Source organism: Streptomyces sp. NPDC014727, from assembly GCF_043083485.1.
In the GTDB taxonomy this organism is placed as follows: domain Bacteria; phylum Actinomycetota; class Actinomycetes; order Streptomycetales; family Streptomycetaceae; genus Streptomyces.
The window spans coordinates 162,426-188,355 of the sequence record NZ_JBIBYR010000003.1; the positions used below are offsets into that span (position 1 = coordinate 162,426).

At 69.8% G+C, this 25,930-nt stretch carries 22 protein-coding genes and 1 pseudogene; 10 read left to right on the top strand and 13 right to left on the bottom strand.

Going from position 1 to position 25,930, the window contains the following annotated elements; translation table 11 throughout:
* Window positions 1–93: 93 nt before the first annotated feature.
* On the bottom strand, window positions 94–900 hold the full coding sequence (modA, locus tag ACF1B9_RS06780; RefSeq protein WP_391739468.1) for a molybdate ABC transporter substrate-binding protein: 807 nt from the start codon (window positions 898–900) through the stop codon (window positions 94–96).
* A gap of 48 nt (window positions 901–948) precedes the next feature.
* Window positions 949–1,344, bottom strand: coding sequence for a molybdopterin-binding protein (locus ACF1B9_RS06785; protein WP_391739469.1), 396 nt, complete (start codon window positions 1,342–1,344; stop codon window positions 949–951).
* Between the two features lie 206 nt (window positions 1,345–1,550).
* Between ACF1B9_RS06785 and mutA the strand changes: the two genes are divergently transcribed.
* The 4 genes from mutA (at window position 1,551) to ACF1B9_RS06805 (ending at window position 7,355) form a co-directional block, all read left to right on the top strand.
* Window positions 1,551–3,416: a methylmalonyl-CoA mutase small subunit gene (mutA, locus tag ACF1B9_RS06790; RefSeq protein ID WP_391739470.1), complete on the top strand. Its 1,866-nt coding sequence runs from the start codon at window positions 1,551–1,553 to the stop codon at window positions 3,414–3,416.
* Window positions 3,416–5,617, top strand: a complete 2,202-nt coding sequence (scpA, locus tag ACF1B9_RS06795) for a methylmalonyl-CoA mutase (protein WP_391739471.1) — start codon at window positions 3,416–3,418, stop codon at window positions 5,615–5,617. The genes mutA and scpA overlap by 1 nt, the downstream gene beginning before the upstream one ends.
* Window positions 5,618–5,629: 12 nt before the next feature.
* Window positions 5,630–6,649, top strand: a complete 1,020-nt coding sequence (gene meaB / locus ACF1B9_RS06800; RefSeq protein ID WP_391739472.1) for a methylmalonyl Co-A mutase-associated GTPase MeaB — start codon at window positions 5,630–5,632, stop codon at window positions 6,647–6,649.
* Between the two features lie 199 nt (window positions 6,650–6,848).
* Entirely contained in the window at window positions 6,849–7,355 is a 507-nt protein-coding gene (locus tag ACF1B9_RS06805) for a DUF6624 domain-containing protein (RefSeq protein ID WP_391739473.1), read from the top strand.
* Between the two features lie 71 nt (window positions 7,356–7,426).
* Here ACF1B9_RS06805 and ACF1B9_RS06810 read toward each other — a convergent pair whose 3' ends face one another.
* On the bottom strand, window positions 7,427–8,308 hold the full coding sequence (locus tag ACF1B9_RS06810; protein WP_391739474.1) for a GNAT family N-acetyltransferase: 882 nt from the start codon (window positions 8,306–8,308) through the stop codon (window positions 7,427–7,429).
* 268 nt (window positions 8,309–8,576) lie between these two features.
* Between ACF1B9_RS06810 and ACF1B9_RS06815 the strand changes: the two are divergent.
* Window positions 8,577–8,834: pseudogene (locus tag ACF1B9_RS06815) on the top strand (transcription termination factor Rho); the annotation flags it as partial.
* A gap of 85 nt (window positions 8,835–8,919) precedes the next feature.
* A complete protein-coding gene (locus ACF1B9_RS06820; protein ID WP_376272611.1) occupies window positions 8,920–9,918 on the top strand; it encodes an aldo/keto reductase family protein in 999 nt (332 codons plus the stop codon).
* A gap of 109 nt (window positions 9,919–10,027) precedes the next feature.
* Here the strand turns inward: ACF1B9_RS06820 and ACF1B9_RS06825 are convergent, their stop codons facing one another.
* From ACF1B9_RS06825 to ACF1B9_RS06860, 8 genes are all read right to left on the bottom strand, one after another.
* Window positions 10,028–11,389 (bottom strand): NAD(P)/FAD-dependent oxidoreductase, encoded by a 1,362-nt coding sequence (locus tag ACF1B9_RS06825; RefSeq protein WP_391739475.1) that lies wholly within the window; start codon window positions 11,387–11,389, stop codon window positions 10,028–10,030.
* A 132-nt stretch (window positions 11,390–11,521) separates the two neighbouring features.
* Window positions 11,522–11,863, bottom strand: a complete 342-nt coding sequence (locus tag ACF1B9_RS06830) for a hypothetical protein (protein ID WP_391739750.1) — start codon at window positions 11,861–11,863, stop codon at window positions 11,522–11,524.
* Between the two features lie 29 nt (window positions 11,864–11,892).
* The gene (ctaD, locus tag ACF1B9_RS06835) at window positions 11,893–13,623 is read right to left on the bottom strand and encodes a cytochrome c oxidase subunit I (RefSeq protein WP_391739476.1); all 1,731 of its coding nucleotides are present in this window, start codon (window positions 13,621–13,623) and stop codon (window positions 11,893–11,895) included.
* A 621-nt stretch (window positions 13,624–14,244) separates the two neighbouring features.
* On the bottom strand, window positions 14,245–16,467 hold the full coding sequence (locus ACF1B9_RS06840; protein ID WP_391739477.1) for an NADP-dependent isocitrate dehydrogenase: 2,223 nt from the start codon (window positions 16,465–16,467) through the stop codon (window positions 14,245–14,247).
* Window positions 16,468–16,582: 115 nt separating this feature from the next.
* Window positions 16,583–17,629: a glutathione S-transferase family protein gene (locus tag ACF1B9_RS06845; RefSeq protein ID WP_391739478.1), complete on the bottom strand. Its 1,047-nt coding sequence runs from the start codon at window positions 17,627–17,629 to the stop codon at window positions 16,583–16,585.
* Window positions 17,630–17,639: 10 nt separating this feature from the next.
* Window positions 17,640–19,157, bottom strand: coding sequence for an MFS transporter (locus ACF1B9_RS06850; RefSeq protein WP_391739479.1), 1,518 nt, complete (start codon window positions 19,155–19,157; stop codon window positions 17,640–17,642).
* Between the two features lie 425 nt (window positions 19,158–19,582).
* Window positions 19,583–20,422, bottom strand: coding sequence for an alpha/beta fold hydrolase (locus ACF1B9_RS06855; protein ID WP_391739480.1), 840 nt, complete (start codon window positions 20,420–20,422; stop codon window positions 19,583–19,585).
* Window positions 20,423–20,611: 189 nt separating this feature from the next.
* Window positions 20,612–20,878: a GlsB/YeaQ/YmgE family stress response membrane protein gene (locus ACF1B9_RS06860; RefSeq protein ID WP_351074014.1), complete on the bottom strand. Its 267-nt coding sequence runs from the start codon at window positions 20,876–20,878 to the stop codon at window positions 20,612–20,614.
* Between the two features lie 473 nt (window positions 20,879–21,351).
* On the opposite strand from ACF1B9_RS06860, the gene ACF1B9_RS06865 reads away from it, so the two are divergent.
* Both ACF1B9_RS06865 and ACF1B9_RS06870 read left to right on the top strand, forming a co-directional pair.
* On the top strand, window positions 21,352–21,714 hold the full coding sequence (locus tag ACF1B9_RS06865; protein WP_391739481.1) for an ArsR/SmtB family transcription factor: 363 nt from the start codon (window positions 21,352–21,354) through the stop codon (window positions 21,712–21,714).
* 409 nt (window positions 21,715–22,123) lie between these two features.
* Window positions 22,124–22,624 carry a transglycosylase SLT domain-containing protein gene (locus ACF1B9_RS06870; protein WP_391739482.1) on the top strand — a complete coding sequence of 167 codons (501 nt, stop codon included), beginning with the start codon at window positions 22,124–22,126 and terminating at the stop codon, window positions 22,622–22,624.
* Between the two features lie 280 nt (window positions 22,625–22,904).
* Here the strand turns inward: ACF1B9_RS06870 and ACF1B9_RS06875 are convergent, their stop codons facing one another.
* Window positions 22,905–23,330, bottom strand: coding sequence for an ASCH domain-containing protein (locus ACF1B9_RS06875; RefSeq protein WP_391739483.1), 426 nt, complete (start codon window positions 23,328–23,330; stop codon window positions 22,905–22,907).
* Window positions 23,331–23,747: 417 nt separating this feature from the next.
* Window positions 23,748–24,347 (bottom strand): CGNR zinc finger domain-containing protein, encoded by a 600-nt coding sequence (locus tag ACF1B9_RS06880; protein WP_391739484.1) that lies wholly within the window; start codon window positions 24,345–24,347, stop codon window positions 23,748–23,750.
* 106 nt (window positions 24,348–24,453) lie between these two features.
* Here ACF1B9_RS06880 and ACF1B9_RS06885 point away from each other — a divergent pair, with 106 nt between their 5' ends.
* Window positions 24,454–25,710, top strand: a complete 1,257-nt coding sequence (locus ACF1B9_RS06885) for an MFS transporter (protein WP_391739485.1) — start codon at window positions 24,454–24,456, stop codon at window positions 25,708–25,710.
* Window positions 25,711–25,780: 70 nt separating this feature from the next.
* Window positions 25,781–25,927 (top strand): hypothetical protein, encoded by a 147-nt coding sequence (locus tag ACF1B9_RS06890; protein WP_391739486.1) that lies wholly within the window; start codon window positions 25,781–25,783, stop codon window positions 25,925–25,927.
* The last annotated feature ends 3 nt before the right edge of the window (window positions 25,928–25,930 follow it).

Consider the following 25,930-nt stretch of genomic DNA (forward strand, 5'->3'; position numbering starts at 1 on the left):
TCGGTCGGTGGGTGCGGGACTGGCTCGATCGCACGAGGGCTGCCCGGTCCCCCCGTCCCGGGCGGCCCTCGTGCGGCGGGTTCGGCGCGCCGGCTACGGCTGCTGGAAGCCCGCGGCCTGCAAGATCTTCTGCGCTTCGGGGGAGCTGAGCCACTTCACGAACGCTGTGGCGGCCTCGGAGTTCTTGGACTGCCGCAGTGTGGCCGCCGGGTAGGAGGCCACCGCGTTCTGCGCGTCGGGGATGTCGACGGCGTCGACCTTGTCGGTGGCCGTGGCCGCGTCCGTCTTGTAGACGATGCCCGCGTCGGCCTCGCCCAGCTCGACCTTGCTGAGGACGGCGCGGACGTTGGGTTCCTGGGAGACCGGCTTGACGGTGAGCTTCTGGGCGTCGAGGACCTGCTGGCTGTAGCGGCCGACCGGCACCTCGGGGGCGGCCAGGACGACCTTCAGCTTGGGGTTCGTCAGGTCCTTCAGGTTCGCGATCTTCTCCGGGTTGCCCTCCCCGGTGGCGATGACGAGACGGTTCTTGGCGATGACCGTGGGGGTGCCGGTGTCGGACTTCAGCCCGTCCATCGTCTTGGTGTCGGCGGTGACCAGGGCATCGGCGGGGGCGCCCTGCTTCACCTGCGCGGCGAGTTCCTGGGACCCGGCGAAGGAGAACGTCACCTTCGTGCCCGGGTGCTCCTTCTCGTACGCGGCGCCCGCGGTCTTGAACACATCAGTGAGCGAGGCCGCGGCCAGCACCGTGAGCCGGGCCGCTGGGGCGCCGGAGGACGAGGCGGACTTGTCGCCGGAGTCCTTCTTGTCGTCGCCACCGCCGCTGCAGGCGGCGAGCGGGACGAGCAGCGCTGCGGTCACGATCGCGGCGGCGGCGCGGCGTCTGGTGAGGGTGGTCGTCATGTTGCCGAAGGCTCCTTGAGGGTGATGCACGTCGTAGGTGATGCGCGATCAGGCGCGGTCGATGTACACGCTGGTGGACTTCACACGAGCGGTGGCCCGCATGCCGACCTCCAGTCCGAGCTCCTCGACGGCCTCCCGGGTGAGCAGCGACACCAGCCGGTGCGGGCCTGCCTGGATCTCGACCTGGGCCGCGACGTCGCCGAGTTTCAGTCCGGTGACGATGCCCGGGAAGGCGTTGCGGGCCGAGGTGTACGAGGCTTCCTCCTCGGCTCCGCCGCCCTGGCCGATCTCGATGGAGAACGCGGCCAGATCGCGGCCGTCGATGAGCCTGCGGCCGCCTTCGTCGCGATGGGTCGCGACCCTTCCGGCGTCCGCCCAGCGGCGGGCCGTGTCGGGGCTGACCCCCAGGAGACGCGCCGCCTGCCCGATTGTGTAGGACTGCATGTGCGACAAGATATTCGGACTGACCTCGCAGCTGCAATCCATCCTGCTGATATGTGGAGCAAATGCCAGTCCACTTGGAGGAAGCGCCAAGTCTCGGATCGACGTCGACTGCGCGACCGTGTGTGAAGGGTCGAGTGCTCTCGGAGAGGGCAAGGTCACAGGCAGAGCCCCTGCTGCTCGTCTGAGACCTGACCTAGCATCTGGGCATGACGGTCCAGCCTGCCGACGGGCTTTCGTTGGCCGCCGATTTCCCTCAACCCGCCCATGAGCAGTGGCAGAGCCTCGTCGAAGGCGTGCTGCGCAAGTCGGGCAAGGATGTTGCGGGTTCGGCCGCCGAGGAAGCGCTGTCCACCACGGTGGAGGACGGGCTCATCACCCGCCCTCTCTACACCTCGCGCGACAGCGCTCCCGATGCCGGACATCCGGGCTTCGCCCCCTTCACCCGCGGCGGTACGGCCGGGGGCAACGCGGCGGGCGGCTGGGACGTACGGCAGCGGCACGCCCTGCCGGATCCTGTAGGCCTCAATGAGGCCGTGCTCGCGGATCTGGAGAACGGTGTCACCTCTCTGTGGCTGACCGTGGGCGGTACCGATGGCGTGCCGGTGTCCGCTCTGGCGGGGGCGCTGGACGGCGTCCTCCTCGATCTGGCTCCCGTGGTGCTCGACGCCGGCAGCCACCTCGACGCCGCGGCGACGGAGTTGCTGCGGCTCCACACCGAGCGGGGCGTCGAGGTGCGCAAGGCCCGCGGCAACCTGGGCGCCGACCCGCTCGGGCTGGCCGCCCGCAACGGTGCCGAAGCGGATCTGACGGCCGCCGTCCACTGGGCGCGACGGTGCGCGCGGGAATGTCCCGGAATGCGGGCCATGACCGTCGACGCGCTTCCGTACCACGAGGCCGGCGGTTCGGCGGCCGAGGAGCTGGGCGCTTCGCTGGCGACCGGTGTCGCCTATCTGCGGGCGCTCACGGAGGCCGGCCTCACGGTCGAAGAGGCCTGTGCGCAGCTGGAGTTCCGGTACGCGGCGACAGCCGATCAGTTCCTGACCGTCGCCAAGCTGCGGGCCGCGCGGCGGTTGTGGGCCCGGGTGGCCGAGGTGTGCGGGGCCGCCGCTGCGGGGGCGCAGCGCCAGCACGCGGTGACGTCCTCGGTGATGATGACGCGGCGCGACCCCTGGGTGAACATGCTGCGGACGACGCTGGCATGTCTGGGTGCGGGTGTCGGCGGGGCCGACTCAGTCACGGTGCTGCCGTTCGATCACACCCTGGGGCTGCCGGACGCGTTCGCCCGGCGCATCGCCCGCAACACATCGACCATCCTGCTGGAGGAGTCGCATCTGGCCCGGGTGATCGACCCGGCGGGCGGTTCCTGGTACGTGGAACGGCTCACGGCTGAACTCGCCGACTCTGCCTGGGCGTTCTTCCAGGAGATCGAGCGGTCGGGCGGCCAGGCGGCCGCTCTGCGTTCGGGACTGATCGGCGAGCGCATCGCGGCGACCTGGGCGGCACGCGGAAGGGATCTGGCACGGCGCAAGGAGCCCGTCACCGGGGTCAGTGAGTTCCCGCAGCTGGCGGAGCGCCCGGTGGAGCGCGAGCCCGCCCCGGCCGAGTCGTCCGCAGCGGCATCGGGCGGTCTGCCCAGGGTCCGTCGCGACGACGCGTTCGAGGTGCTGCGCGCCCGGTCGGACGCGCATCTTGCGGCGACCGGGCAGCGGCCCCGGGTGTTCCTGGCCGCACTCGGCCCGGCCGCGGTCCACACCGCGCGGGTGTCGTTCGCCTCCAACCTGTTCCAGGCGGGCGGGATCGAACCGGTGCACGACCCGGTCTCCGTCGACGCGACCACGGCCGCCGCCGCGTTCCGGGCCGGCGGGGCCGCCGTGGCGTGCCTGTGCTCCAGCGACGCGCTCTACGCCGAGCAGGCCGGGGCGGTCGCCGAGGCACTGCGCTCGGCCGGTGCCCAACGGGTGTTCCTCGCCGGCCGGCCCGGGGACTACACCGGTGTCGACGAGTACGTCTTCGCGGGCGCCGACGTGGTGGCCGTGCTCTCTTCCGTCCTCGACCGTATGGGTGTGGCGTAATGCGTATCCCTGACTTCTCCGACATCGAACTCGGACCGGGCGACGCCGCCGAGGTGTCCGAGGACCAGTGGCGCGCCGCCGTGAAGGAGTCCTCCGGCCGTTCCGACGACGACCTGCTGTGGGAGACCCCGGAGGGCATCACGGTCAAGCCGCTGTACACCGGGCGCGACCTGGAGGGGCTGGACTTCCTCGGCACGTATCCGGGTGTCGCCCCGTATCTGCGGGGCCCGTATCCGACGATGTACGTCAACCAGCCCTGGACGATCCGGCAGTACGCCGGCTTCTCCACGGCCGAGGAGTCCAACGCCTTCTACCGCCGCAACCTCGCCGCCGGGCAGAAGGGCCTCTCGGTCGCCTTCGACCTGCCGACCCACCGCGGCTACGACAGCGACCACCCGCGGGTGACCGGCGACGTGGGCATGGCGGGAGTGGCCATCGACTCGATCTACGACATGCGTCAGCTCTTCGACGGCATCCCGCTGGACAGGATGTCGGTGTCCATGACGATGAACGGCGCGGTGCTCCCCGTCCTCGCGCTGTACATCGTGGCCGCCGAGGAGCAGGGCGTCGGGCCCGAGAAACTGGCCGGAACCATTCAGAACGACATTCTGAAGGAGTTCATGGTCCGCAACACCTACATCTATCCGCCGAAGCCCTCGATGCGGATCATCTCCGACATCTTCGCCTACACCTCGCAGAAGATGCCGCGCTACAACTCGATCTCCATCTCCGGCTATCACATCCAGGAGGCGGGTGCGACCGCCGACCTGGAGCTGGCGTACACCCTCGCGGACGGGGTGGAGTATCTGCGGGCCGGGCGGGACGCCGGGCTGGACGTGGACGCCTTCGCGCCGCGCCTGTCATTCTTCTGGGCGATCGGCATGAACTTCTTCATGGAGATCGCGAAGTTGCGGGCGGCCCGGCTGCTGTGGGCCAAGCTGGTCAGGGAGTTCGAGCCGAAGAACGCCAAGTCGCTCTCCCTGCGCACGCATTCGCAGACGTCGGGATGGTCACTGACCGCGCAGGACGTGTTCAACAACGTCACCCGGACCTGTGTGGAGGCGATGGCCGCCACCCAGGGGCACACCCAGTCGCTGCACACCAACGCGCTCGACGAGGCCCTCGCCCTGCCGACGGACTTCTCGGCCCGGATCGCCCGGAACACCCAGTTGCTGCTGCAGCAGGAATCGGGGACCGGCCGCGTGATCGACCCGTGGGGCGGCAGCGCCTATGTGGAGCGACTGACGTACGACCTGGCACGCCGGGCCTGGCAGCACATCCAGGAGGTCGAGGCGGCGGGCGGCATGGCGCGGGCCATCGACGCGGGCATCCCGAAGCTCCGTGTGGAGGAGGCAGCGGCGCGCACCCAGGCGCGGATCGACTCCGGCCGCCAGCCGGTGATCGGGGTCAACAAGTACCGGGTGGAGAGCGACGAGCAGATCGATGTGCTCAAGGTGGACAACTCCTCGGTGCGCACCCAGCAGATCGAGAAGCTGCGCCGACTGCGCGAGGAGCGCGACGAGCGGGCATGCAAGGCGGCGCTGCGGGCGCTGACGGCGGCGGCGGAGCGAGCCCCCGGCCCCGGCCTCGAAGGCAATCTGCTGGCACTCGCCGTCGACGCGGCACGTGCGATGGCGACCGTGGGTGAGATCTCGGACGCTCTGGAGAAGGTGTACGGGAGACATGCGGGCCAGATCCGTACGATCTCCGGTGTGTATCGCAACGAGGCAGGTGAGTCTCCTTCCGTGGACCGCACCCGCAAGCTGGTGGACCGCTTCGAGGAGGCCGAGGGGCGCCGTCCGCGCATTCTCGTCGCCAAGATGGGGCAGGACGGCCACGACCGCGGCCAGAAGGTCATCTCGACGGCCTTCGCCGATCTGGGCTTCGACGTCGACGTCGGCCCGCTGTTCCAGACGCCGGCCGAAGTGGCACGGCAGGCGGTGGAGGCGGACGTGCACGTCGTGGGCGTCTCCTCACTGGCCGCCGGACACCTCACGCTCGTACCGGCGCTCCGTGAGGAACTGGCCGCCGAGGGCCGCGACGACATCATGATCGTGGTGGGCGGGGTGATTCCGCCGCAGGACATCGAGGCGCTCCACGAGGCCGGGGCAACGGCCGTGTTCCCGCCCGGCACGGTGATCCCGGATGCCGCGCACGACCTGGTGACGCGGCTCGGTGCCGCGCTCGGTCATGAGTTGTGAGCAGCTGATCCGATGCCAGTGAAGATCGACATCGACAGCTATACGAAGGGGGTCCTCGACGGGAAGCGCGCGTACATCGCTCGCGCCATCACGCTCGTCGAGTCCACTCGCCCCGATCACCGGGCGCTGGCCCAGCGGTTGCTGCGTGACGTGCTCCCGCACTCCGGCAACGCCCGGCGCATCGGCATCAGCGGCGTGCCGGGAGTCGGCAAGTCCACGTTCATCGACGCCCTCGGGACGATGCTCACCGGGCTCGGCCACCGGGTCGCGGTGCTGGCCGTCGATCCCTCCTCCAGCCGCACCGGTGGCTCCATCCTGGGCGACAAGACCAGGATGGAGCACCTCGCGGTGGACCCTGCCGCATTCGTGCGCCCCTCCCCCACCGCCGGAACGCTCGGCGGGGTGGCCAGGGCGACCCGGGAGTCCATCGTGGTGATGGAGGCGGCTGGTTACGACGTGGTGCTGGTCGAGACCGTCGGCGTCGGCCAGTCGGAGACGGCGGTGGCCAATATGGTCGACTCGTTCCTCCTGCTGACGCTGGCCCGTACCGGCGATCAGCTCCAGGGCATCAAGAAGGGGGTCCTGGAACTGGCGGACGCCATCGCGGTCAACAAGGCGGACGGCCCGCACGAGCGCGACGCGCGCGCGGCCGCGCGCGAACTGGCAGGCGCGCTGCGGCTGATGCACCCGGCGGACGCGGCCTGGACGCCCCCGGTGCTCACCTGCAGCGCCCGCGAGTCGACCGGTCTCGACACGCTGTGGGAGCGGCTGGAGCAGCATCGCGGGCTGCTCGATTCGACCGGCCGACTCGCCGTCAAACGGCGGGACCAGCAGGTCGACTGGACCTGGACGATGGTCCGGGACGAGCTGCTGGAGAGTCTGCGCGGCCACCCGGGGGTGCGTTCTCTCGCTCCGGGCCTGGAACAGCGAGTACGGGAGGGCGAATTGACGGCCACGCTGGCGGCCGAGCAGATCCTGGCCGCGTTCCGCGGCACGCTCCCGGCGGCGGAGGCGGGTGACTCGGCGGGTTAGGGCCTCTTGTCCGGATCACGCCGGGCTCGCGTGATCGGGCACCGCGATCGTCGCGGCAATCCGGCTCCGGGGGTAGATCCATTATGGCGGTCCGTCGAGGTGCCTGTCACCGTTCTCCGGAATGATCTCTGCGCCCGTTATGCGCCCCTAGGGTTGCGAGGAAGGAGCACAAAGCACCGATCCGAACCAGGAGTTGAGAGTGGCGCACGACATTGCCGCGCTGGCGGATGAACTCACGGCCATGGCTGCGGCCGATCACCGGTCCTCGGTCCGCGCACACAGCGAGGACTTCGCCGAACAGCTGGCGTGGCGCCGGCTGACCGCACGGCACGGTGACCGCCTCGGTGAGATCATGGACGAGTACGGCTGGCCGACGGCGGAACTGATCGGCGAGGAGGCGGCCCGCGCGGCGTGGCTGATCGCCCAGCACGCCGACCGACAGCTCGATGTTCAGCGACACGCCCTCCAGCTGATGCAGCAGGCGGTTTCGGCAGGCTCGGCCGACCCGCGCGAGCTGGCCTTTCTGCGCGACCGCACGCTGGTCAACGAGGGCCGCAAGCAGATCTACGGCACACAGATCGCCGGCGTGAAGGACGGGTCGCCGGTTCCATGGCCCTGCGAAGAGCCCGATCGCATGGACGAACTCCGCGCGGAAGTCGGCATCGAGCCCTTCGACGAGTACGTCGCCACGTTCTCGATGACCTGACGCCCCGGTCGCGTCCTGCGGATCAGGACCCGGGGCTCGCCCCGCCCCGGGCCTGATCCGAACGGGAGATCCTAGAGATCGAGCTGGTACTCGACCGACTTGTGCGTCGGCTCGTAGCCGAGGGCGTCGTTGACGCTCCGCATGTACGTGTTGCTGTCCGCGGTGTCCGCCAGCAGCCCGTCGAGGGCCGGGTGGCGTTCGCGGGCCTGCAGGATGGACTGCGCCTTCATCCATCGTGCGAGGCCGTGCCCCCGGTGTTCGGGAAGGACACCGGTGCCGTAGTGCTGACCGTCGCCCTCTCCGCCGGCCGGTACGACCAGTTCGGTGAAGCCCACGATCGTGGAGCCGGACTCGTCGACGGCGGCAACGGTGTGGAGCAGTTGGCCCCGGGCCGCGACGGCAGTCGCCGCGGCCCGGACTCGTGCCACGTCCCAGACGACCGTGCCGTAGTCGGTGTCGTCCATGGGCATGTCGTCCATGGCGCGGCGCGATGCCGCGAACGTCGGCGCGAGGTCGTCCGGGACGGTGCCGTCCCAGGACACCAGGCGGTAGCCCGGATGCGGCTGGTCGACGATACGGCGGAGCGCCGCGGTGTCGGCCTTCGCCAGCGGAAGGCGGGCGTAGGTCAGGCCAAGGACCTTGCGCAGTCCCTTGGCCCGCAGAAAATGATCACCGGAGGAGCCTGCCTCGACCTGTGTGATGACGCTGCGTCGGCCCTCCTCGCGGGCAGCGGCGACGGCCGTGTCCAGCAACTGTGAGCCGATGCCGTTGCGGCGCTGCGCCGGGTGGACATGGAGTTCCAGTTCGGCGAGGTGGTCCTGGCCCTCGCGGGTGAAGACGCGCAGGAACGCCGAGCCGACCGGGCTGCCCGCAGGGTCGGAGGCCAGCCACGCCAACCGGTGGCTCGCATCGGAACGTTCGGGGTCGGTCAGTGCGGTGATGCGTATCGACAAGATGACTCCTCCGCGCCGAGGGCGCCGGTCAGGACGGGTGGGCGGGCGGGTGTGCGGCCCGGAGAACCACATCACCCCGCACACGCCACGGCAACCGGATATCGCAGCCGTCGCCGCCCACCCGGTGCGCTCACCGTGCCGTCGTCCGGGGCGTGTCGCCTTCCGCCCCCGTACCGTCCGGGCCTTTTCATTCGCCATGTCCGCGAAAGGACCACCCGCATGACCAGTACCCTCGAACTACCCGTCGACCAGGAGGAATTGCCCACCGGGGCAGTCAGCCTCCCGGCTCGACCGCTCGCTGGCCGACAGACGGATCCACCCGGCCGTCGACATCCCGGCCTCCGGCACCAGGCGCGACGAACCCCTCGTCACGGACACCGAGTTGCGGACGGTGCGCGGACTGCGCCGCGCGCTGCACTCCAGGGATCCGCAGACAGCGCTCGAAAGTCTGCTGGACCGGATCCGCCGCACCCCGGACAACGCGGCCTTCCTCCGTACGGTCCACCTCACCGTCCCCGATGCCTGAGCCTGTCCGATCGGGGCCGGGCGGCGCAATAGCATGGACCGCTCCTGCACGATCCGCCCCCAACGAGCACAGGGAGAGCAGGCACATGGAATTCCGCCGACTCGGCCGCAGTGGTCTGACCATCAGCGAGATCGCCTACGGAAATTGGCTCACCCATGGCTCCCAGGTGGAGGAGGACGCGGCGGTCGCCTGTATCCGCGCGGCCCTCGACGCCGGGATCACCACCTTCGACACCGCGGACGTCTACGCCGAGACGCGCGCCGAGGCCGTGCTGGGCCGAGCACTCAAGAACGAGCGCCGCGCGGGACTTGAGGTGTTCACCAAGGTGTACTTCCCGACCGGCCCCGGCCACAACGACCGGGGGCTCGGACGCAAGCACATCATGGAGTCCATCGACAACTCGCTGCGCCGCCTGCAGACGGATTACGTGGACCTGTACCAGGCACACCGCTACGACCACTCGACCCCGCTGGAGGAGACCATGGAGGCGTTCGCCGACGTCGTCCGCTCCGGCAAGGCCCTCTACATCGGCGTCTCCGAATGGACGGCCGACCAGCTCCGTGCCGGACACGGTCTCGCCCGCGAACTGCAGGTGCCGCTGATCTCCAACCAGCCGCAGTACTCGGCACTGTGGCGGGTCATCGAGAGTGAGGTGGTACCCGCGTCGGAGGAACTGGGCATCGGGCAGATCGTCTGGTCACCGATCGCTCAGGGCGCCCTCACGGGCAAGTACAAGCCCGGCGCGCCGCTCCCGGCCGGTTCTCGGGCGACGGACGAGAAGGGCGGCGCGAACATGGTCGCCGGCTGGCTGCGTGACGAGGTGCTGGAGCGCGTCCAGCAGCTGCGGCCGCTCGCCGACCAGGCCGGTCTCAGCCTCGCCCAGCTCGCGGTCGCCTGGGTGCTGCAGAACCCCAATGTCTCCGCCGCCATCATCGGCGCTTCCCGGCCCGAGCAGGTGACGGAGAACGCCGGGGCGGCGGGTGTGACACTCGACGCGGAGCTGCTGAAGAGCATGGACGACATCCTGTCCCCGGTGGCGGAACTGGACTCCGGTCTGACCGCCGGTCACGAGAGCAACAGCTGACCCGACCGTCCGCGGTCAAGGGGCGGGGCCCGCCGGACGACGGACCCCGCCCCTTGACCGCACTCCTTCCGAGCCGTGCGCGGATCACCGTTCCGGGCCGTGAGCGGGGTCAGACACCGGTGTGCAGCGATGCAGTGTGCTCGCGGACCTGTGCCGGTGTGAGATAGGAGCCCGTGTACTCGAAGTCACGCAGCTTGGCCGGCTTGCGGGCCTGGAATCCGGTACGCACGAAGTCGTCACCCGCGACGGCGTTGAGCATCCAGTTGGTCATGACCCGCACCTTGGCCACATTGGTCCGCAGCGCCGCCCAGTGGTAGCCACGGGCGACGGCCTGTGCCAGGATTCCGCGCATTTCGAGGCCGATCGGCTTGGACACCGCGTCCTTGCCTCCGAGGTCCACGACCAGTCCGAGGTCCCGGTGCACGTACGGCTTCAGCGGCCGGTGGCGGAGCGTGGCGATGAGGTTGTCGGCGAGCGTGCGGCCCTGGCGCATGGCGTGCTGCGCGGTGGGCGGGCAGACCGCCCCGGCGTCCTTGCTCAGGTCCGGTACGGCCGCGACGTCACCGAGCGCGAACATGCCGTCGAAGCCCGGCAGGCTCATCTCGGGCGTCACCGCGAGCCGTCCGCGTACCGTCTCCGCGTCGAAGGTGGAGACCAGTGGACTCGCGGTGACGCCCGCCGTCCAGATCAGCGTGCGGCAAGGCACCACCCGGCCGTCGGTGAAGGTCACCTGCTCCGGCCCGGCCTCGGCGACGGAGACCCCGAGCGACACCTCGATGCCGCGAGAGCGCAGCACCTCCAGGGCGCTCCGGCCGAGTTTGTCCCCCAGTTCGGGCATGAGCTTCGGGGCGATGTCGATGAGGTGCCACTTGATCAGCCTGGGGTCGAGCCTCGGGTACTGCCTGACCGCGTTGGTGGTGAGGCGTTGCAGGCAGGCGGCCGTCTCGGTGCCCGCGTATCCGCCGCCGACCACCACGAACTGGAGCCGCGAAGCCCGCTCGTGCTCGTCGTGACTGGCATCCGCGAGATCGAGCTGAGCGATCACGTGATCCCGTACGTACGCGGCCTCGGCGAGCGTCTTCATGCCCCGGGCGTTGTCGAGCAGGCCGGGGATGTCGAAAGTGCGGGTGACACTGCCGGGGCTGAGCACGATGTAGTCGTAGGGCTCGTAGACGACCTCGTCGGTGATCTTGCGGATGACGCAGACCTTCGCCTTGGGGTCCACTCCGATGGCACCGCCCGGGATGATCCGGGTGCGGTGCTTGCGGCTTCGTCGCAGCGACACCGCGACCGACTGCGGGGTGAGCACCCCTGCCGCCACCTGGGGCAGCAGGGGCAGATAGAGCTGGTACGAGAACGGGGCGACGAGCGTGATGTCCGCCTCGCCCGGGACGAGCCCGCGCTCCAGACGGCGCACGCACTCCACCCCGGCGAATCCGGCGCCGACAACGAGGATCCTGGGTCGTGCCACGGTGTTCGTCCCTTCTCGGGCCTGCACGGTCGTCCGTTCGCCTGCCCCGTCGCACGCGCCCGTCATCTCTCATCTTCACGAGCCGCGGCCGACTTCGCCTGCTGGGGACGGCGGACGGACGACACCACCGGGTCAGCGGGCCAGCAGGGTGACCGCCGTGCAGGTGCCACCGACCGCGCCGACGAGCACGACACCGGCCGCGACGCAGCGGGCCCTGAGCTCGCGGTAGCGCGCGTCGTACTCGCCGCGCAGTTGGATGGCACGCGCGGAGATCCGGCAGAGCACGGCCCGCGAAGTGGTGACACGGTCCGCGATATAGACCCGTTCCACCTCCTCGCGCTGTGCCGTGGTCAGCCAGGGCAGCTCGTCGGTGAAGCGGTCCGCCTGCCGTCGGGCCTCCTCGACCTCGGCGTTCCACAGCAGATAGCCCTCCAGCTGTGCCAGACCGCGCGCACTGTCCTTGTCCGGGTCCACTCGATCCTCCTCTCCCGGGACCGTTCTGCTCATGCCCCGTTGTCCCCCGGGGCGGCGGTCGTGCCGGTGCCGGGACGATTGATCGCTCGGTCGAGGGCACGGACCGAGGGGTGGTGCAGGTCGAACGCCGGGGATTCGGAACGGATCCGCGGCAGCGCGTGGAAGTTGTGCCGGGGCGGCGGGCAGGAGGTCGCCCACTCCAGCGACCGGCCGTAGCCCCACGGGTCGTCGACCTCGATCTTCTTGCCGTACCTGGCGGTCTTCCACACGTTGTAGAAGAACGGCAGCATCGACAGACCGAGCAGGAACGAGGAGATCGTCGAGATCGTGTTCAGCGCGGTGAAGCCGTCCGCGGCGAGGTAGTCCGCGTAACGACGCGGCATGCCCTCGGCACCCAGCCAGTGCTGCACCAGGAACGTGCCGTGGAAGCCCACGAACAGCGTCCAGAACGTGATCTTGCCGAGCCGCTCGTCCAGCATCTTGCCGGTGAACTTCGGCCACCAGAAGTGGAATCCGGCGAACATCGCGAAGACCACGGTCCCGAAGACGACGTAGTGGAAGTGCGCGACGACGAAGTACGAGTCGGAGACGTGGAAGTCCATCGGGGGCGACGCCAGGATCACACCGGTCAGACCACCGAAGAGGAACGTGACCAGGAAGCCGATCGACCAGAGCATCGGTGTCTCGAAGGACAACGATCCCTTCCACATCGTGCCGATCCAGTTGAAGAACTTCACACCGGTCGGCACCGCGATGAGGAAGGTCATGAACGAGAAGAACGGCAACAGCACACCGCCGGTGACGAACATGTGGTGCGCCCACACGGTCGCCGAGAGGCCGGCGATGGCGATCGTCGCACTGATCAGACCGATGTAGCCGAAGATCGGTTTGCGGCTGAAGACCGGGATGATCTCAGTGACGATCCCGAAGAACGGCAGAGCGATGATGTACACCTCCGGATGGCCGAAGAACCAGAAGAGGTGCTGCCAGAGCAGCGCCCCGCCATTGGCCGGGTCGAAGACGTGCGCGCCGAACTTCCGGTCCGCTTCCAGCACCAGCAGGGCGGCCGCGAGAACGGGGAAGGCCAGCAGGACGAGTACGGCGGTCAGCAGGACGTTCCAGACGAAGATCGGCATGCGGAACATCGTCATGCCGGGGGCACGCATGCCGATGATCGTGGTGATGAAGTTGACCGAACCCAGGATCGTGCCGAAGCCCGAGAAAGCCAGACCCATGATCCACATGTCGCTGCCGACACCCGGTGAGCGGACCGCGTCGGTCAGTGGGGAGTAGGCGAACCAGCCGAAGTCGGCCGCGCCCTGCGGGGTGAGGAAGCCGGCCACCACGATGAGCGAGCCGAAGAGGTACAGCCAGTACGCGAACATGTTCAGCCGTGGGAACGCCACGTCGGGCGCGCCGATCTGCAGCGGCATGATCCAGTTCGTGAAGCCGGCGAACAGCGGCGTCGCGAACATCAGCAGCATGATCGTGCCGTGAATCGTGAACGCCTGGTTGAACTGCTCCGGCGAAATGATCTGGATTCCGGGACGGGCCAGCTCGGCTCGCATGACCAGAGCCAGCACACCACCGACGATGAAGAAGGCGAACGACGTGACCAGGTAGAGCGTGCCGATCGTCTTGTGATCGGTGGTGGTCAGCCACTTGACGACGACGTTGCCCGGTTCCTTGGCGCGTACCGGGAGCTCGTTCGCGTACGCCTCGTCTTCCTCGGCTGCCCCTGATGTGCCCGTCGTCGTCACTGGGACGCTCCTTCGATCTCATTCGCGGGTGGACTGGGCACCCGGCAGGGGCGCCGACTCCACCGGGACGGCCGACAGGCCGGTCCCGCGCGCGTCACGCCAGATTCCAGGTGCAGCAAATCAGCCGCGGGGCCACTATGTGCGGCCCGGCGCCCGCCGTCGCATGACTTTCACTCGTCAGGGCGTCCTCGGCCGACGGCCCGGCCCACCCGCACACCGTCGGCGCCGGTGCGGACTTCCGTGCGGGCGAGGGCCGACGCCGTGGCTCGGAGCACGGGGCGCGACGCCCTCATCCGCTCAACCGACAATAGCCGCAGAGCGGTTCATGTCTCCGAGTCGCCGGATACCCGCAGGGCGCCGCCAACTCCCCCACACGGCGGCGCGGTTGTCGCAGGAGGCGGCGAACACCCGGATCGGTGACCGGCTCCGGGGATCGCTGCTGTGCCGCTCAGGCTGCTTGTACGGGAGCACGCGGAAAATGCCCGGCACCGCCGAGCGCTCGCGGCGCCGGCCCGCGGCATCACGGAACCGCCCCGGCCGGGCAGGATGCCGGCCGGGGCGGGAGGGCTGAGGGGTTGAGGGGGCACGCCTGGACGCGCCCCCCCTTCCGCAGCGGCCGCGTCAGCCGATGGCGGCGATGGCCTGCGTGAACGTCGCCGACGGACGCATGACGGCCGCGGCCTTGGCCGGGTCGGGCTGGTAGTAGCCGCCGATGTCGGCCGGCGAGCCCTGGACCGCGATCAGCTCGTCGACGATGGTCTGCTCCTGCTCCTGCAGTGTCTTCGCGAGCGCGGCGAAGGCCTGCGCGAGCTGCGCGTCGTCGGTCTGCTGCGCCAGCTCCTGGGCCCAGTAGAGGGACAGGTAGAAGTGGCTGCCGCGGTTGTCGATGCCGCCCAGCTTGCGGCTCGGCGACTTGTCCTCGTTGAGGAAGGTGCCGGTCGCACGGTCGAGGGTGTCGGCGAGGACCTGGGCGCGCGCGTTGCCCGTGGTCGCGGCCAGGTGCTCGAAGCTGGCCGCGAGCGCGAAGAACTCGCCCAGGCTGTCCCAGCGGAGGTAGTTCTCCTTGACGAGCTGCTGGACGTGCTTGGGCGCGGAGCCGCCGGCACCGGTCTCGAAGAGTCCGCCGCCGTTCATGAGCGGGACGACGGAGAGCATCTTCGCGCTCGTGCCCAGCTCAAGGATCGGGAACAGGTCGGTCAGGTAGTCACGCAGCACGTTGCCGGTCACCGAGATGGTGTCCTCGCCGCGGCGGATGCGCTCCAGCGAGAACGCGGTCGCCTTCACCGGCGACATGATCTCGATCTGCAGGCCGTCGGTGTCGTGGTCGGCGAGGTACGCCTTGACCTTGGCGATCAGCTGTGCGTCGTGGGCGCGGTCCTCGTCGAGCCAGAACACGGCCGGGGCGCCGGTGGCGCGGGCGCGGGTGACGGCGAGCTTGACCCAGTCCTGGATCGGCAGGTCCTTGGTCTGGCACATGCGGAAGATGTCGCCCGCGCCCACGACCTGCTCCAGCACGACGTCGCCGTTGGCGTCGAGGACCCGCACCGTACCCGTGGTGGGGATCTCGAAGGTCTTGTCGTGGCTGCCGTACTCCTCGGCCTTCTGGGCCATCAGGCCGACGTTCGGCACCGAGCCCATGGTCGAGGGGTCGAAGGCGCCGTTGGCGCGGCAGTCGTCGATGACGACCTGGTAGACACCCGCGTAGCTGCTGTCGGGGAGCACGGCGAGGGTGTCGGCCTCCTTGCCGTCCGGGCCCCACATGTGACCGGAGGTGCGGATCATGGCCGGCATGGAGGCGTCGACGATGACATCGCTCGGTACGTGGAGGTTGGTGATGCCCTTGTCGGAGTCGACCATGGCCAGCGCGGGGCCTTCGGCGAGCTCGGCCTCGAAGGACGCCTTGACCTCGGCGCCCAGGTGCGGCACGGAGTCCAGGCCCTTGAGGATGGCGCCGAGGCCGTCGTTCGGGGAGAGACCGGCCGCAGCGAGCACCTCGCCGTACTTGGCGAAGGTGTTCGGGAAGAAGGCGCGGACCACGTGGCCGAAGATGATCGGGTCGGAGACCTTCATCATGGTGGCCTTGAGGTGGACGGAGAACAGCACGCCCTCGGCCTTGGCGCGGGCGACCTGCGCGGTGAAGAACTCGCGCAGGGCCGCGACGCGCATGACCGCCGCGTCGACGACCTCGCCCGCGAGCACCGGGACCGAGTCGCGCAGAACGGTGGTGCTGCCGTCGTCGCCCGCGAGCTCGATGCGCAGCGAACCGGCCTCGGCGATGACCGCGGACTTTTCGGTGGAGCGGAAGTCGTCGACGCCCATGGTGGCGACGTTCGTCTTCGAATCGGCCGTCCAGGCGCCCATGCGGTGCGGGTGCGTCTTGGCGTAGTTCTTGACCGAGGCGGGGGCGCGGCGGTCGGAGTTGCCCTCGCGCAGCACCGGGTTCACGGCGCTGCCCTTGACCTTGTCGTAGCGCGCGCGGACGTCCTTGTCCTCATCGGTCTGCGGGTCGTCCGGGTAGTCCGGCAGTGCGTAGCCCTGGGCCTGCAGCTCGGCGACGGCAGCCTTCAGCTGCGGGATCGAAGCCGAGATGTTCGGCAGCTTGATGATGTTGGCTTCCGGCGTCTTGGCCAGGGCACCGAGCTCGGCGAGCGCGTCGTCGATGCGCTGGCTCTCCTGGAGGTACTCGGGGAAGACGGCGATGATGCGCCCGGCCAGCGAGATGTCGCGGCTCTCGACATTGACCCCGGCCGTCGAGGCGTACGCCTGGACCACGGGCAAGAACGAATAGGTCGCCAGGGCCGGAGCCTCGTCGGTGTGTGTGTAGATGATGGTCGAGTCAGTCACCCTGTGCTCCGCTCCACGTCTGCAACATTGCTTGACATCAAGATATCTCGTGATCGCCGGCGGCTCGACAGGGCCCTGCCCCCTTGTCCGGGCGCGACCGTCACGGGCTCCGGGTTCAGGGACGCCCCGACGGCGGGACCTGCTCCCCGGGCGGCACCGGCCCTGGCGCGGTGCCGTCACCGAACGGGCGTCCGCCCAGCTCCTCCCGGTGGTGCGGCGTGAGCCAGCCCGACAGGTCGGGGCCGACGGGCTCGATGCCGGTGGGGTTGATGCCGCTGTGGACCCGGTAGTAGTGCTGCTTGATGTGGTGGAAGTCGACCGTGTCTCCGAAACCGGGCGTCTGGTACAGGTCCCTGGCGTACGCCCACAGAACGCGGTCCTCCGCCAGCTTCGAGCGATTGCACTTGAAGTGTCCATGATAGACAGCGTCGAACCGCACCAGTGTGGTGAACAGCCTGATGTCCGCTTCGGTGACTGATGCGCCGACGAGGTAGCGCCGGTCCGCGAGGCGTTCGGACACCTGGTCCAGGCGGCAGAACACATCCTGGTACGCAGCCTCGTACTCGGACTGTTCCGCTGCGAACCCCGCGCGGTACACGCCGTTGTTCACATCGCGGTAGATGCCGTCCATGACCTCGTCGATCTCGTCACGCAGGCGTTCGGGATACAGGTCGGGCGCGCCCTCCCGGTGCAGCGCGGTCCATTCGGTCGCGAAGTCCAGCGTGATCTGCTGGTAGTCGTTGGTCACGAGCCTGCCGCTCGGTACGTCGACGATCGCAGGAACACTGACCCCGCCGGGATGGTCCGGCTCCCGGGCGTCGTACGCCTCGCTCAGGTACGTGATGCCGAGCACCGGATCCCGGCCGCCCCGGTCCAGGGTGAAGCGCCAGCTGCGGTCGTCCTGGATCGGATCGGCGACGGCCAGCGACAGGGCATCCTCCAGTCCGAGGAGTCGCCGGGAGACGAGGGAACGGCTCGCCCACGGGCAGGCGCGGCTGACGACCAGCCGGTAGCGGCCGGCCTCGACGGGCCAGCCGTCCCGGCCGTCGGCGGTGATGCGGTCGGCGAAGTGGCTCCTGGACCGTTTGAATGCCTTGTGGCCGTAGGCCGCGTTGCCGTCGGTACCCGCACCGGTGGTCGTGCCGGTCTCGCGCTGCTTCATGGCGTTCTCCCTAGGTTGGTGTGCTCCCCGCGGACGGCCTGCGGGCGGACCGATGGATGCGCATCCGGCTGCGGCGCTCCCCGCGTACATCCGCCAGCCCGATGATCAGAGCGACGACGACGAAGGCGACCGCGACGACGAGTCCGTGGTAATACGCGACGGCCCACCCGTCCCCGCCCAGTTGCGCGAAGAACATCGAGCCGACCGCGGCGATCCCGATCGCCGAACCGACGCGCTGGCCGGTCTGCAGGGTTCCGCCCGCGCTCCCCGCACCGGCCACCGGAACCTCGGACAGGGTCAGTGTCTGGTTCGGGGCGATGACCAGGCCGCTGCCGAGACCGGCCAGCAGCAGCGGGGCCGCCGTCGCCCACCCCACACCCCGGCCCGGCACGAGATGCACGGCGAGCGCGGTGACCGCCAGCCCGAAGGCCACCGTCGCCAGCCCCGCGACGACGAGCGGCCGCCCGAACCGGCCGACGAGCCGGCCGCCGGGGCTTGCCGCGACGGCCGCGCCCACGGCGAAGGGAGTGATGGCGAGTCCCGCCTGCAGGGCGGAGTAGTGCAGGCCGCTCTGCAGATAGAGCGTGGTGATGAAGAAGATCGAGGTGAATCCGGCGAAGTACAGCAGGATCAGCAGACAGCCCAGCCAGTAGGAGCGGACCCGGAACAGCGACAGGTCCACGACGGGCTGGGTGCCGCGCCTGCCGCACCAGGACTCCCATCCGACGAAGGCGGCGAGCAGCAGAGCGGCGCCCACCAGCAGGAGCCACTTCCGGTCTCCGGGCCACTGCTGCGACTGGACGAAGGGCAGCAGCAGAGCGAGCACCCCCGCACCGAGGAGGAGCACACCGAGCGGGTCGAGGTCGCGCAGGCGCACCCGTCCGGCCGAGGGGGTGTCCGGGAGCAGGCGCCGGGCGAGCATGAGGCAGGCGGCACCGAGCGGCAGGTTGACGTAGAACACCCAGCGCCACCCCTCCTCGGCACCGGCCGCCTGGATCAGCAGCCCTCCCGACAGCGGGCCGACGGCGGTGGAGATGCCGACCACCGTGCCGAACATGCCGAAGGCCCGACCGCGCTCATCACCGGAGAACATCTGCTGGATCAATGCCGAGATCTGGGGCGAGATCATGCCCCCGGCGAGACCTTGGACGAGACGGGCGATGACCAGCCACTGGCTGGACTGCGCGACTCCGCAGGCTGCCGACGCCAGGGTGAACAGCGCCAGCCCGATCATGAACACCTCGCGGCGTCCGCGCGCGTCACCGAGCCGTCCCGCGGGGATGAGGAACAGGCCGAAGGCGAGGGAGTAGCCGGAGAGCACCCATTGCAGGTCGGACTCCGGCGTGTGGAGCCCTTCCCGGATCGACGGCAGGGCGACATTGACGATGGATACGTCGAGCAGGGTCATGAACCCGGCGATCAGACACACCGCGAGCGCCTGCCAGCGGTGCGGGTCCGGGGTGCGGGGGCCCGGGGCGGGATCACCGTCCCACCTCGCAGCACCCCAGTGACCTGCGCTCTCCACCATGGCTCGCACCCTAGGACCAAGCGCCCCCATACTCATCCCGGCAGGGCCGCGACGACGGCTATTCCGGCGTCCGTTCCAGCGGACGGGCGGCACAGGACCCGGCCGTGCCCCCGGGGAGAGGGGACACGGCCATGGCGGTCCGTGGAGGGCCCGGGACACGGCGTCCGGGAGCAGGCCGTCCGGTCGCGTCTGCTCACAGCGGCGGCGAGGCCGCGTTCATCGGTGGGCGAGCGGTCCTGGCGGGTTGCGACGTCCGGGACGTCTCGAAAGGGCCCCGCGCATGGGCTGACCGACGGGCCCGTGGATCGGACCGCCGATCCCCCCAGTCCGTCCGCTCGGAGCACGGCATGATCCGAACGAGCGCCCCTGACCCGCCCCGTGGGTTCGCCATCACCGCGAGCCATCCAGGCCGAGCGGCTCAGCGTCTATACCAGGAACGCTGCGGTGGTGGCCACGAACCGGTCGGGATCGTCGAGCCACGGAAAGTGGCCGGCTCCGGGCTGAACGACGAACTCCACGTTCGGGAAGAGCTCGGCGAATTCGGCCATCGCACGCACAGGAGCGCCCAGGTCCACTTCCCCGGCGAGCAGCAGCACCGGCGCCGCGTGCCGTGCGAGAGCCACGCGCGTGGCCTCCGGATCGAAAGCTCCTTCGGCGCCGAAGACGGCCGCGGCTTCCGCGTTCGTCTGCTTCTCCTCCGCGGCCTGATGGGCTCGGGACGCCTCGTCCCACCGCCCGTAGAAGAAGGGCGCAACGGCCTGCCAGCGGTCGTTCGTCGCCCGACCGGCGGTGATCGCCTCCAGGGCTTCGAACGCCGGCCCGAACCACGGCTGGTCCTGCCTGAGCCGCGCGGTCTCGCGGCGGACGTCTCCGGTGATCGCGACGCCGACGGCCCGGGTACTCGGTGTGATCAAAGCGAGCCTGCCGACGCGCTCCGGGTGGCGGCCGACGTACAACGCCGCCAGATTCGCGCCCGCGGAGTGCCCGATCAGATCCATGGTTTCGAGCCCGAGGTGCTCACGCAGGGCGTCCACGTCATCGACGAGCCGGTCGCAACGGTAGGAGGCGGCGTCCTGCGGGATCGCGGACTCGCCGGTGCCCCGGAGGTCCAACATGACCAACTGCCGGTGCGCGGAGAGGCCACCGAGTTCCCCGAGGTACTGGGACGCCTGCATGGGCCCCCCGGGCAGGCAGATCGCAGGAGCACCGTGTCCGTGCACGTGGTAGGCGAGTGTGGTCCCGTCATGGGCGGAGAAGGTAGGCATGGCGGGGAGCCTGTCAGCGGCGTTCGTATCGGACAACCGGGTTTCCGCCATGCCCGGAGGGCCCCTTGCACGGCAGCCTCCGCGCGCCATGAGCGACCCGTCCCCGCGCCCCCTGGAGCCCCTCCGGCATTCCGCGGAAATGAGGAGAGCGGCAGGGGGCGAGGAAGTTCCGACGGTTGCGGATCCTCGTCAGTCCCGCGAGTTGCCGAAGAGGATGCGGTAGCCGACGAGCAGGACGAGGGAGCCGCCGATCGCCGCACCCCATGTGGTCAGGTCGAAGAAGTGGTTCTCCACGGGCCGGTCGAGAAAGCGTGCCGAGAGCCAGCCACCGACGAAGGCGCCCGCGATACCGATGAGGGTGGTCCCGATCAGGCCTCCGGGATCGCGCCCGGGGAGCAGGATCTTGGCGATGACTCCGGCGACGAGCCCGAGGATGATCCAGCCGATGATGCCCATGTTCGTCGTTCCTGTCGTCGGGCCGTGCCCGGGAGAGGCAGTTCCGGGCCGGCGGCAGTACGTTGCTTGGTTGCGCAACTGTACAGATGAGGACGCGGCGCGGGCTGTGCCGGTTGCGCGATGAACGACCTTGCATCAGGACTCTCAAGTCGCGTCCGGAAGGCCGGAGTTCCCTCGGGTCGTCGGCGGTGCGGGGCGCGAACCGGGCCGTCGACGTCAGCGGCCGGCCTCGCCCGGGACCTCTGAGGGCGGCACAGGGCCTTTCGTTGGGATCAGGCCCGATCGGCGAGCGGGGCCCGGTGCCGTGGACGGCCAGGCGGCGGGTCGTCCTCGCGCCGGACGTACGTGGACGACTGCGGCAACGCGCCGAGCGTGCGTGCCGGGCGTCGCACGACAGACGGCAGCTTGAAGAAAGACACCGCCTAGACTGGGGAGGTTCACAAGGGACCCTGCGGAGATGGGAGTGACTGGCGGTGGCGACAGGCGTCGACAGCTTCGAGGACCCGTCCGCCGAGGTGCTCGCGGAGGCGGCCGCGGCGTTCGGGCTGCTGGCGTCCTCGGCACGGCTGCACATCATGTGGGCACTGGCTCAGGGCGAGAGCGATGTGACCGGCCTCGCGGAGCGGGTGGGTGGCGCGCTGCCCGCCGTCAGCCAGCACCTGACGAAGCTGAAGCTCGCGGGACTCGTACGTTCGCGTCGCGAGGGCCGGCGGATGGTCTATTTCGTGGACGACCCGGACATCGTGACCGTGGTGCGGCTGATGGTCCGTCAATTGGCCGCACGCGCCGACACCATGTCCGAACCGGTGCGTGGGCGTCGCGGGATCGGCGCCTGAGGAATCCGAGACCGAGGCCGACCGGCGCGCTCCGCCGTGGACCGGGGCGGTCGGCGACGGGTTCGGCACCGGGACGGAAAACCCACCGCACTCCCCCGGTGGACGGCACTGCGCCGAACCTCCACTGCGGCGCTGCCGTGCGCCGAAACCGGCTGGACTCCGTAGGCTGGCTGTCGGGAGCACAGGTGACGCACGGGAGAGGCAGCGAACGGTGACGGACTCCAGAGCGCGTCGGCGATGGCTCGGGATGCTGGTACTGGTGCTCGCGGCGTGGGTCCTGGTGCGCTGTGGTCATGCGTCCCGGCCCGCGGACGGCCCGCCAACCACCCCGGCCGGCGGGTCACCGGCCTCGACCGCCGCTGCCTCACCGAGCACTCCGGCACCTGTCGAGAGCGGCCCGGACACGCCGTTGCCCGGATCCTACGATCCGGCGTTCTACGCACCGCAGGTACGCACCCACGCGACCCGGGCGGGCGTCGATCCGAAGTTGTTGATGGCGATCCTGTACAACGAGTCGTACAAACCGCACGACCCGGAGGTGGAGCGGGCCTGGCAGCGTTACAAGCCGGACGCCTCCTTCGGTATCGCGAACATGCACCGTGCGGCCTTCGACGAGACCAAGCGGCGACATGGTTTCGCGAATCGCCGGTGGGAGGAACTGCCCGACGACCGGAACCTGGCGATCGAGGCGGCCGCCTGGCATCTGCACGACCTGGCCGCGCAATTGCCGGCCCATCGGTCGGGGACGTACACGAAGGACGAACTTCTGGCGCTGGGATACAACACCGGGTCGGACAACATGCTGGCGTTCGCCCGCGGCGCTCACCCGGGCAGTCAGGCGCAGTCCTACCTGGACCGGCTGCACGCCAACTGGGGCAGGAGCGGAGAGTCCGTTTCCGCGCAGCCGTAGGAAAGGTCCCACGGATCACGCGGCGAGAGCGAGGACGCGCATCCGGGCGACGGTTCGATGTCGAGGTCCCTCTTTCGGAACTGGCCGCGTTCCGGGGCACGACCACCCGGCTGCACCCGAGGCCGGGCGGCCCTGACGTGTCGACGAGTTCCATGGGCGGACCGATGCCGTGACCGACGGACGAGCATCGGACGCTCGACGACGAGCTGGAGCTCGCGGGCGGCTGGCCCGCCGTGGTTGCCGCTCCCGGACTCTCATCGAGTCGGATACGCGTCACCGATTACACGGGTTGCACGGGCTCGACCACTCGGAAGCGCTCGGCAACGACGAGAGTCTCGTCGTCGATGACGGGGGTACCACCCAAGAACTCGCTCACGCCCTCGCTCTGGAAGAACTCTTCGTGGGCCGCCCTCCACTGCACAACATCGCAGTAGCCCCGCCCCTCGGCTCGCGCGAAGTCGTCGTCGATCTCCTTCATGGGAACGACGCGTACGTCGACGAGCTCGATCGTGACGGCCGGACGCCCCTGGGAATCGAGCACCGAGAATCGCTGACCGGTCTGCGGTACCGCCTCCCCGGCGTGCTCGAAGATTTCCAAGAGTCCCGTGAGTGCGGTCTTCCGGCCGCTCAGGATCGCCGCTACGCCACGGTCACGTTCCGGTCCGGGAAAGGCGAGTTCAAGGCTCGGAAGGTCGTCATGTCCCATCGGGAGATGGTACGAAGCCCGGTCGCATCGATCAATGGCATTGTCCCGCTCGCCCCGACCTGCCCATCGACGAGGCCTCGACGTGGGTGTGGAAGCTGTGGGTGAAGTGCCCGCAGATCGGACTGAACATGCCGTGACTTCAGTTCAGGACAAGAGCAACCGGCTACCGACGAACAGCAGCAGTGGTACGCGTTCGCCCGTGTACTGACCCAGCTGCCCCGCCGACTGGACACCGCCCGGCGCCACCCCGCCGTCCGGCCGGGGCTGAGCCTCGCCCACTTCCCCTCGCGTTCACCCGCCCGCCCGGCAGGGACCGCACCACCCCACGTCAAGGAGCACTGCCATGCCCACGATCGCCATCCTCGGAGCCGGACCGGGTCTGGGCGTGGGCCTGCCCATCGCCAAGGTCTTCGGCAGTCACGGCTCGACGTCGCCCTGATCTCCCGTACCAAGGACGATCTCGGTGTGAGACGGCGTCCGTGTCTGCTTGCGGCGGCGGTGTTCAGCGACCCGTGCACGCGACGCGCAGGTGGTCGAGCAGTAGCGGCGCGGGCTCCCCGGGCCGGTGCCGAGGTAGAAGTTGCGGCAGTTCGAAGCCGCGCATTCGCCCCAGGTGGCCCGGCCGTGCTCGGTGAGGATCTGGGCCAGGGCCAGGGCGCTGGAAGCCAGGAACCAGTGGGCCCAGTCGGCGTCGTGGTGGTCGACGTGCAGGTGCCAGGGGTGGCCGTCGTGCCGGGACAGCCGGGGGGCGGTGGCGTACTCGGCCAGCATCTCGTTGAGGACGACGGCCGCCCGGTCGGTGTCGCTCTCCGCGAGGACGCCGGACATGCGGACCGCGGCGTCCCGCAGCGCCCGGAGGTCCGCGTCGGTCAGTGCTGCTTCGGTCAGGTCCTCCGGGGCCTCACCGTGGCGCGCGAGGACCTCCACGGCCACGCTGCGGGGCAGGTCAGGAGTGGCCCGTACGGCGTTTGTGATGTCGATCAGGCGCTGGGCGACCACGAAACCCTGACCGCCCATGTCTGCCCTCCTCACATCTGTGCGCCGGGCGGCGATGCCCGCTGCGCATTCCCGTGGTCTACTGTAACGCCTTTCAGGCATATCCCGTTACATCTAGGAGACGGCCATGCCCAGGCCTTCAGGAGTGCTGCGATATCTGATGACCGCGTTCTCCGCACGGATGGCCGACGAGGGCATGGCCGTGGCAGTCGTGACGCTCGCCGCGTACCGCACCGGCAGTGCGGCGCAAGGAGCGTTCGTGCTGACGGCCTGGATGGCACCGCACGTCCTGGCGGCCCCGCTGACCGGTGCGGTGGCAGCTCGGGCGCACCGGCCCCGGGTCTTCTACGTCGGCGCGCTCGGCGGCTTCGCCCTGACGATCTCCGCGCTGGCGATGAGCATCGGACGCGCTCCCCTCCCCGTGGTGCTCGCCGTCGCAGCGGCAGGGGGCTGCTGCGGACCGGCCGTCTCCGGAGGGCTCTCCAGCCTGATCACGCGGCTGCTGCCGGCGGGCGCGGAGCGGGACCGCGCCTACTCGTGGGATGCCGCGATCTACAACGCAGCCGCCGTCGCCGGCCCAGGAGCCACCGGACTGGTCTCCGCAGCGCTCTCCCCGACCACGGCCGCGCTCATGCTGTCGGCAGCCGCGGCCTGTGCCACGGCGCTGATGGCACTGCTCCCGCTGCGCCCCGATACCGCTGCCGCGCGGGTCTCACCGGCACGCCTTCGCCAGGACCTGGCCGCCGGTGCGAGGACCGTCCTGCGAGAACAGGAGCTGCGCGCCGTCACCGCCGCGACCTGTCTGGCCTTCATCGGCATCGGCGCGCTCACCACGACCAGTGTCCTTCTCGCCGAGAGCCTGGGAAGCGCGGGAGCGGGCGGCCTGTTGATGACCGCGTTCGCGGCCGGAGCCCTGGCCGGGACGCTCGGGATCGCCCGTCTGCGACACGCGGCCGCCCCGCAGCGGCTGGCTCTCATCGGCCTGCTCGGTACCGGCACGGGGCTGGCCGCTGCCGCTCTCGCCCCTTCGGTACCCACAGCCGCAGCCTCCTTCACCGTGGCCGGGGCATGCGACGGCCTCGTACTCACAGCGACCCTCCGTATCCGCGCCGACCACTCGCCACCGCAATGGCGGACCCAGGTGTTCACCATCGGCGCCGGGCTGAAGATCTCGGCCGCCGCCCTCGGTTCCGTCCTCATCGGGCCGGCCACCACCGGCGCCGCACACTGGTATCTGACCGGTATCGCCCTCCTGCAGGCAGCAGGAGCACTGCTGTACACACTGATCCGGCGAAGCAATCGAGCAGATCCTCGGCCACCGGCCGGAGCGGCGGTGGCCGACGACTGCCCCGGCCCCGGGCAGCCGGGTGACCGTCTTGCGTGAGGCGATGTGGGGACGGGCCCTGGCAACGCGCGTCCTTGGCACGGTCGACGACCTCGGCGCTCCTTCGCCGGTGCAACATGCTCGGGTCCACGCCGGGGAGTTGGCGTACTGGGTCAGCTTCGACGAGCCGGAGTTCGACAGCGGCGGCAGCGGCCCCTGCCGCCAGGCCATGGTCCGGGGCCGGTACCCGCGCCTGGAACCGGCCTCGGAGGAGTAGCAC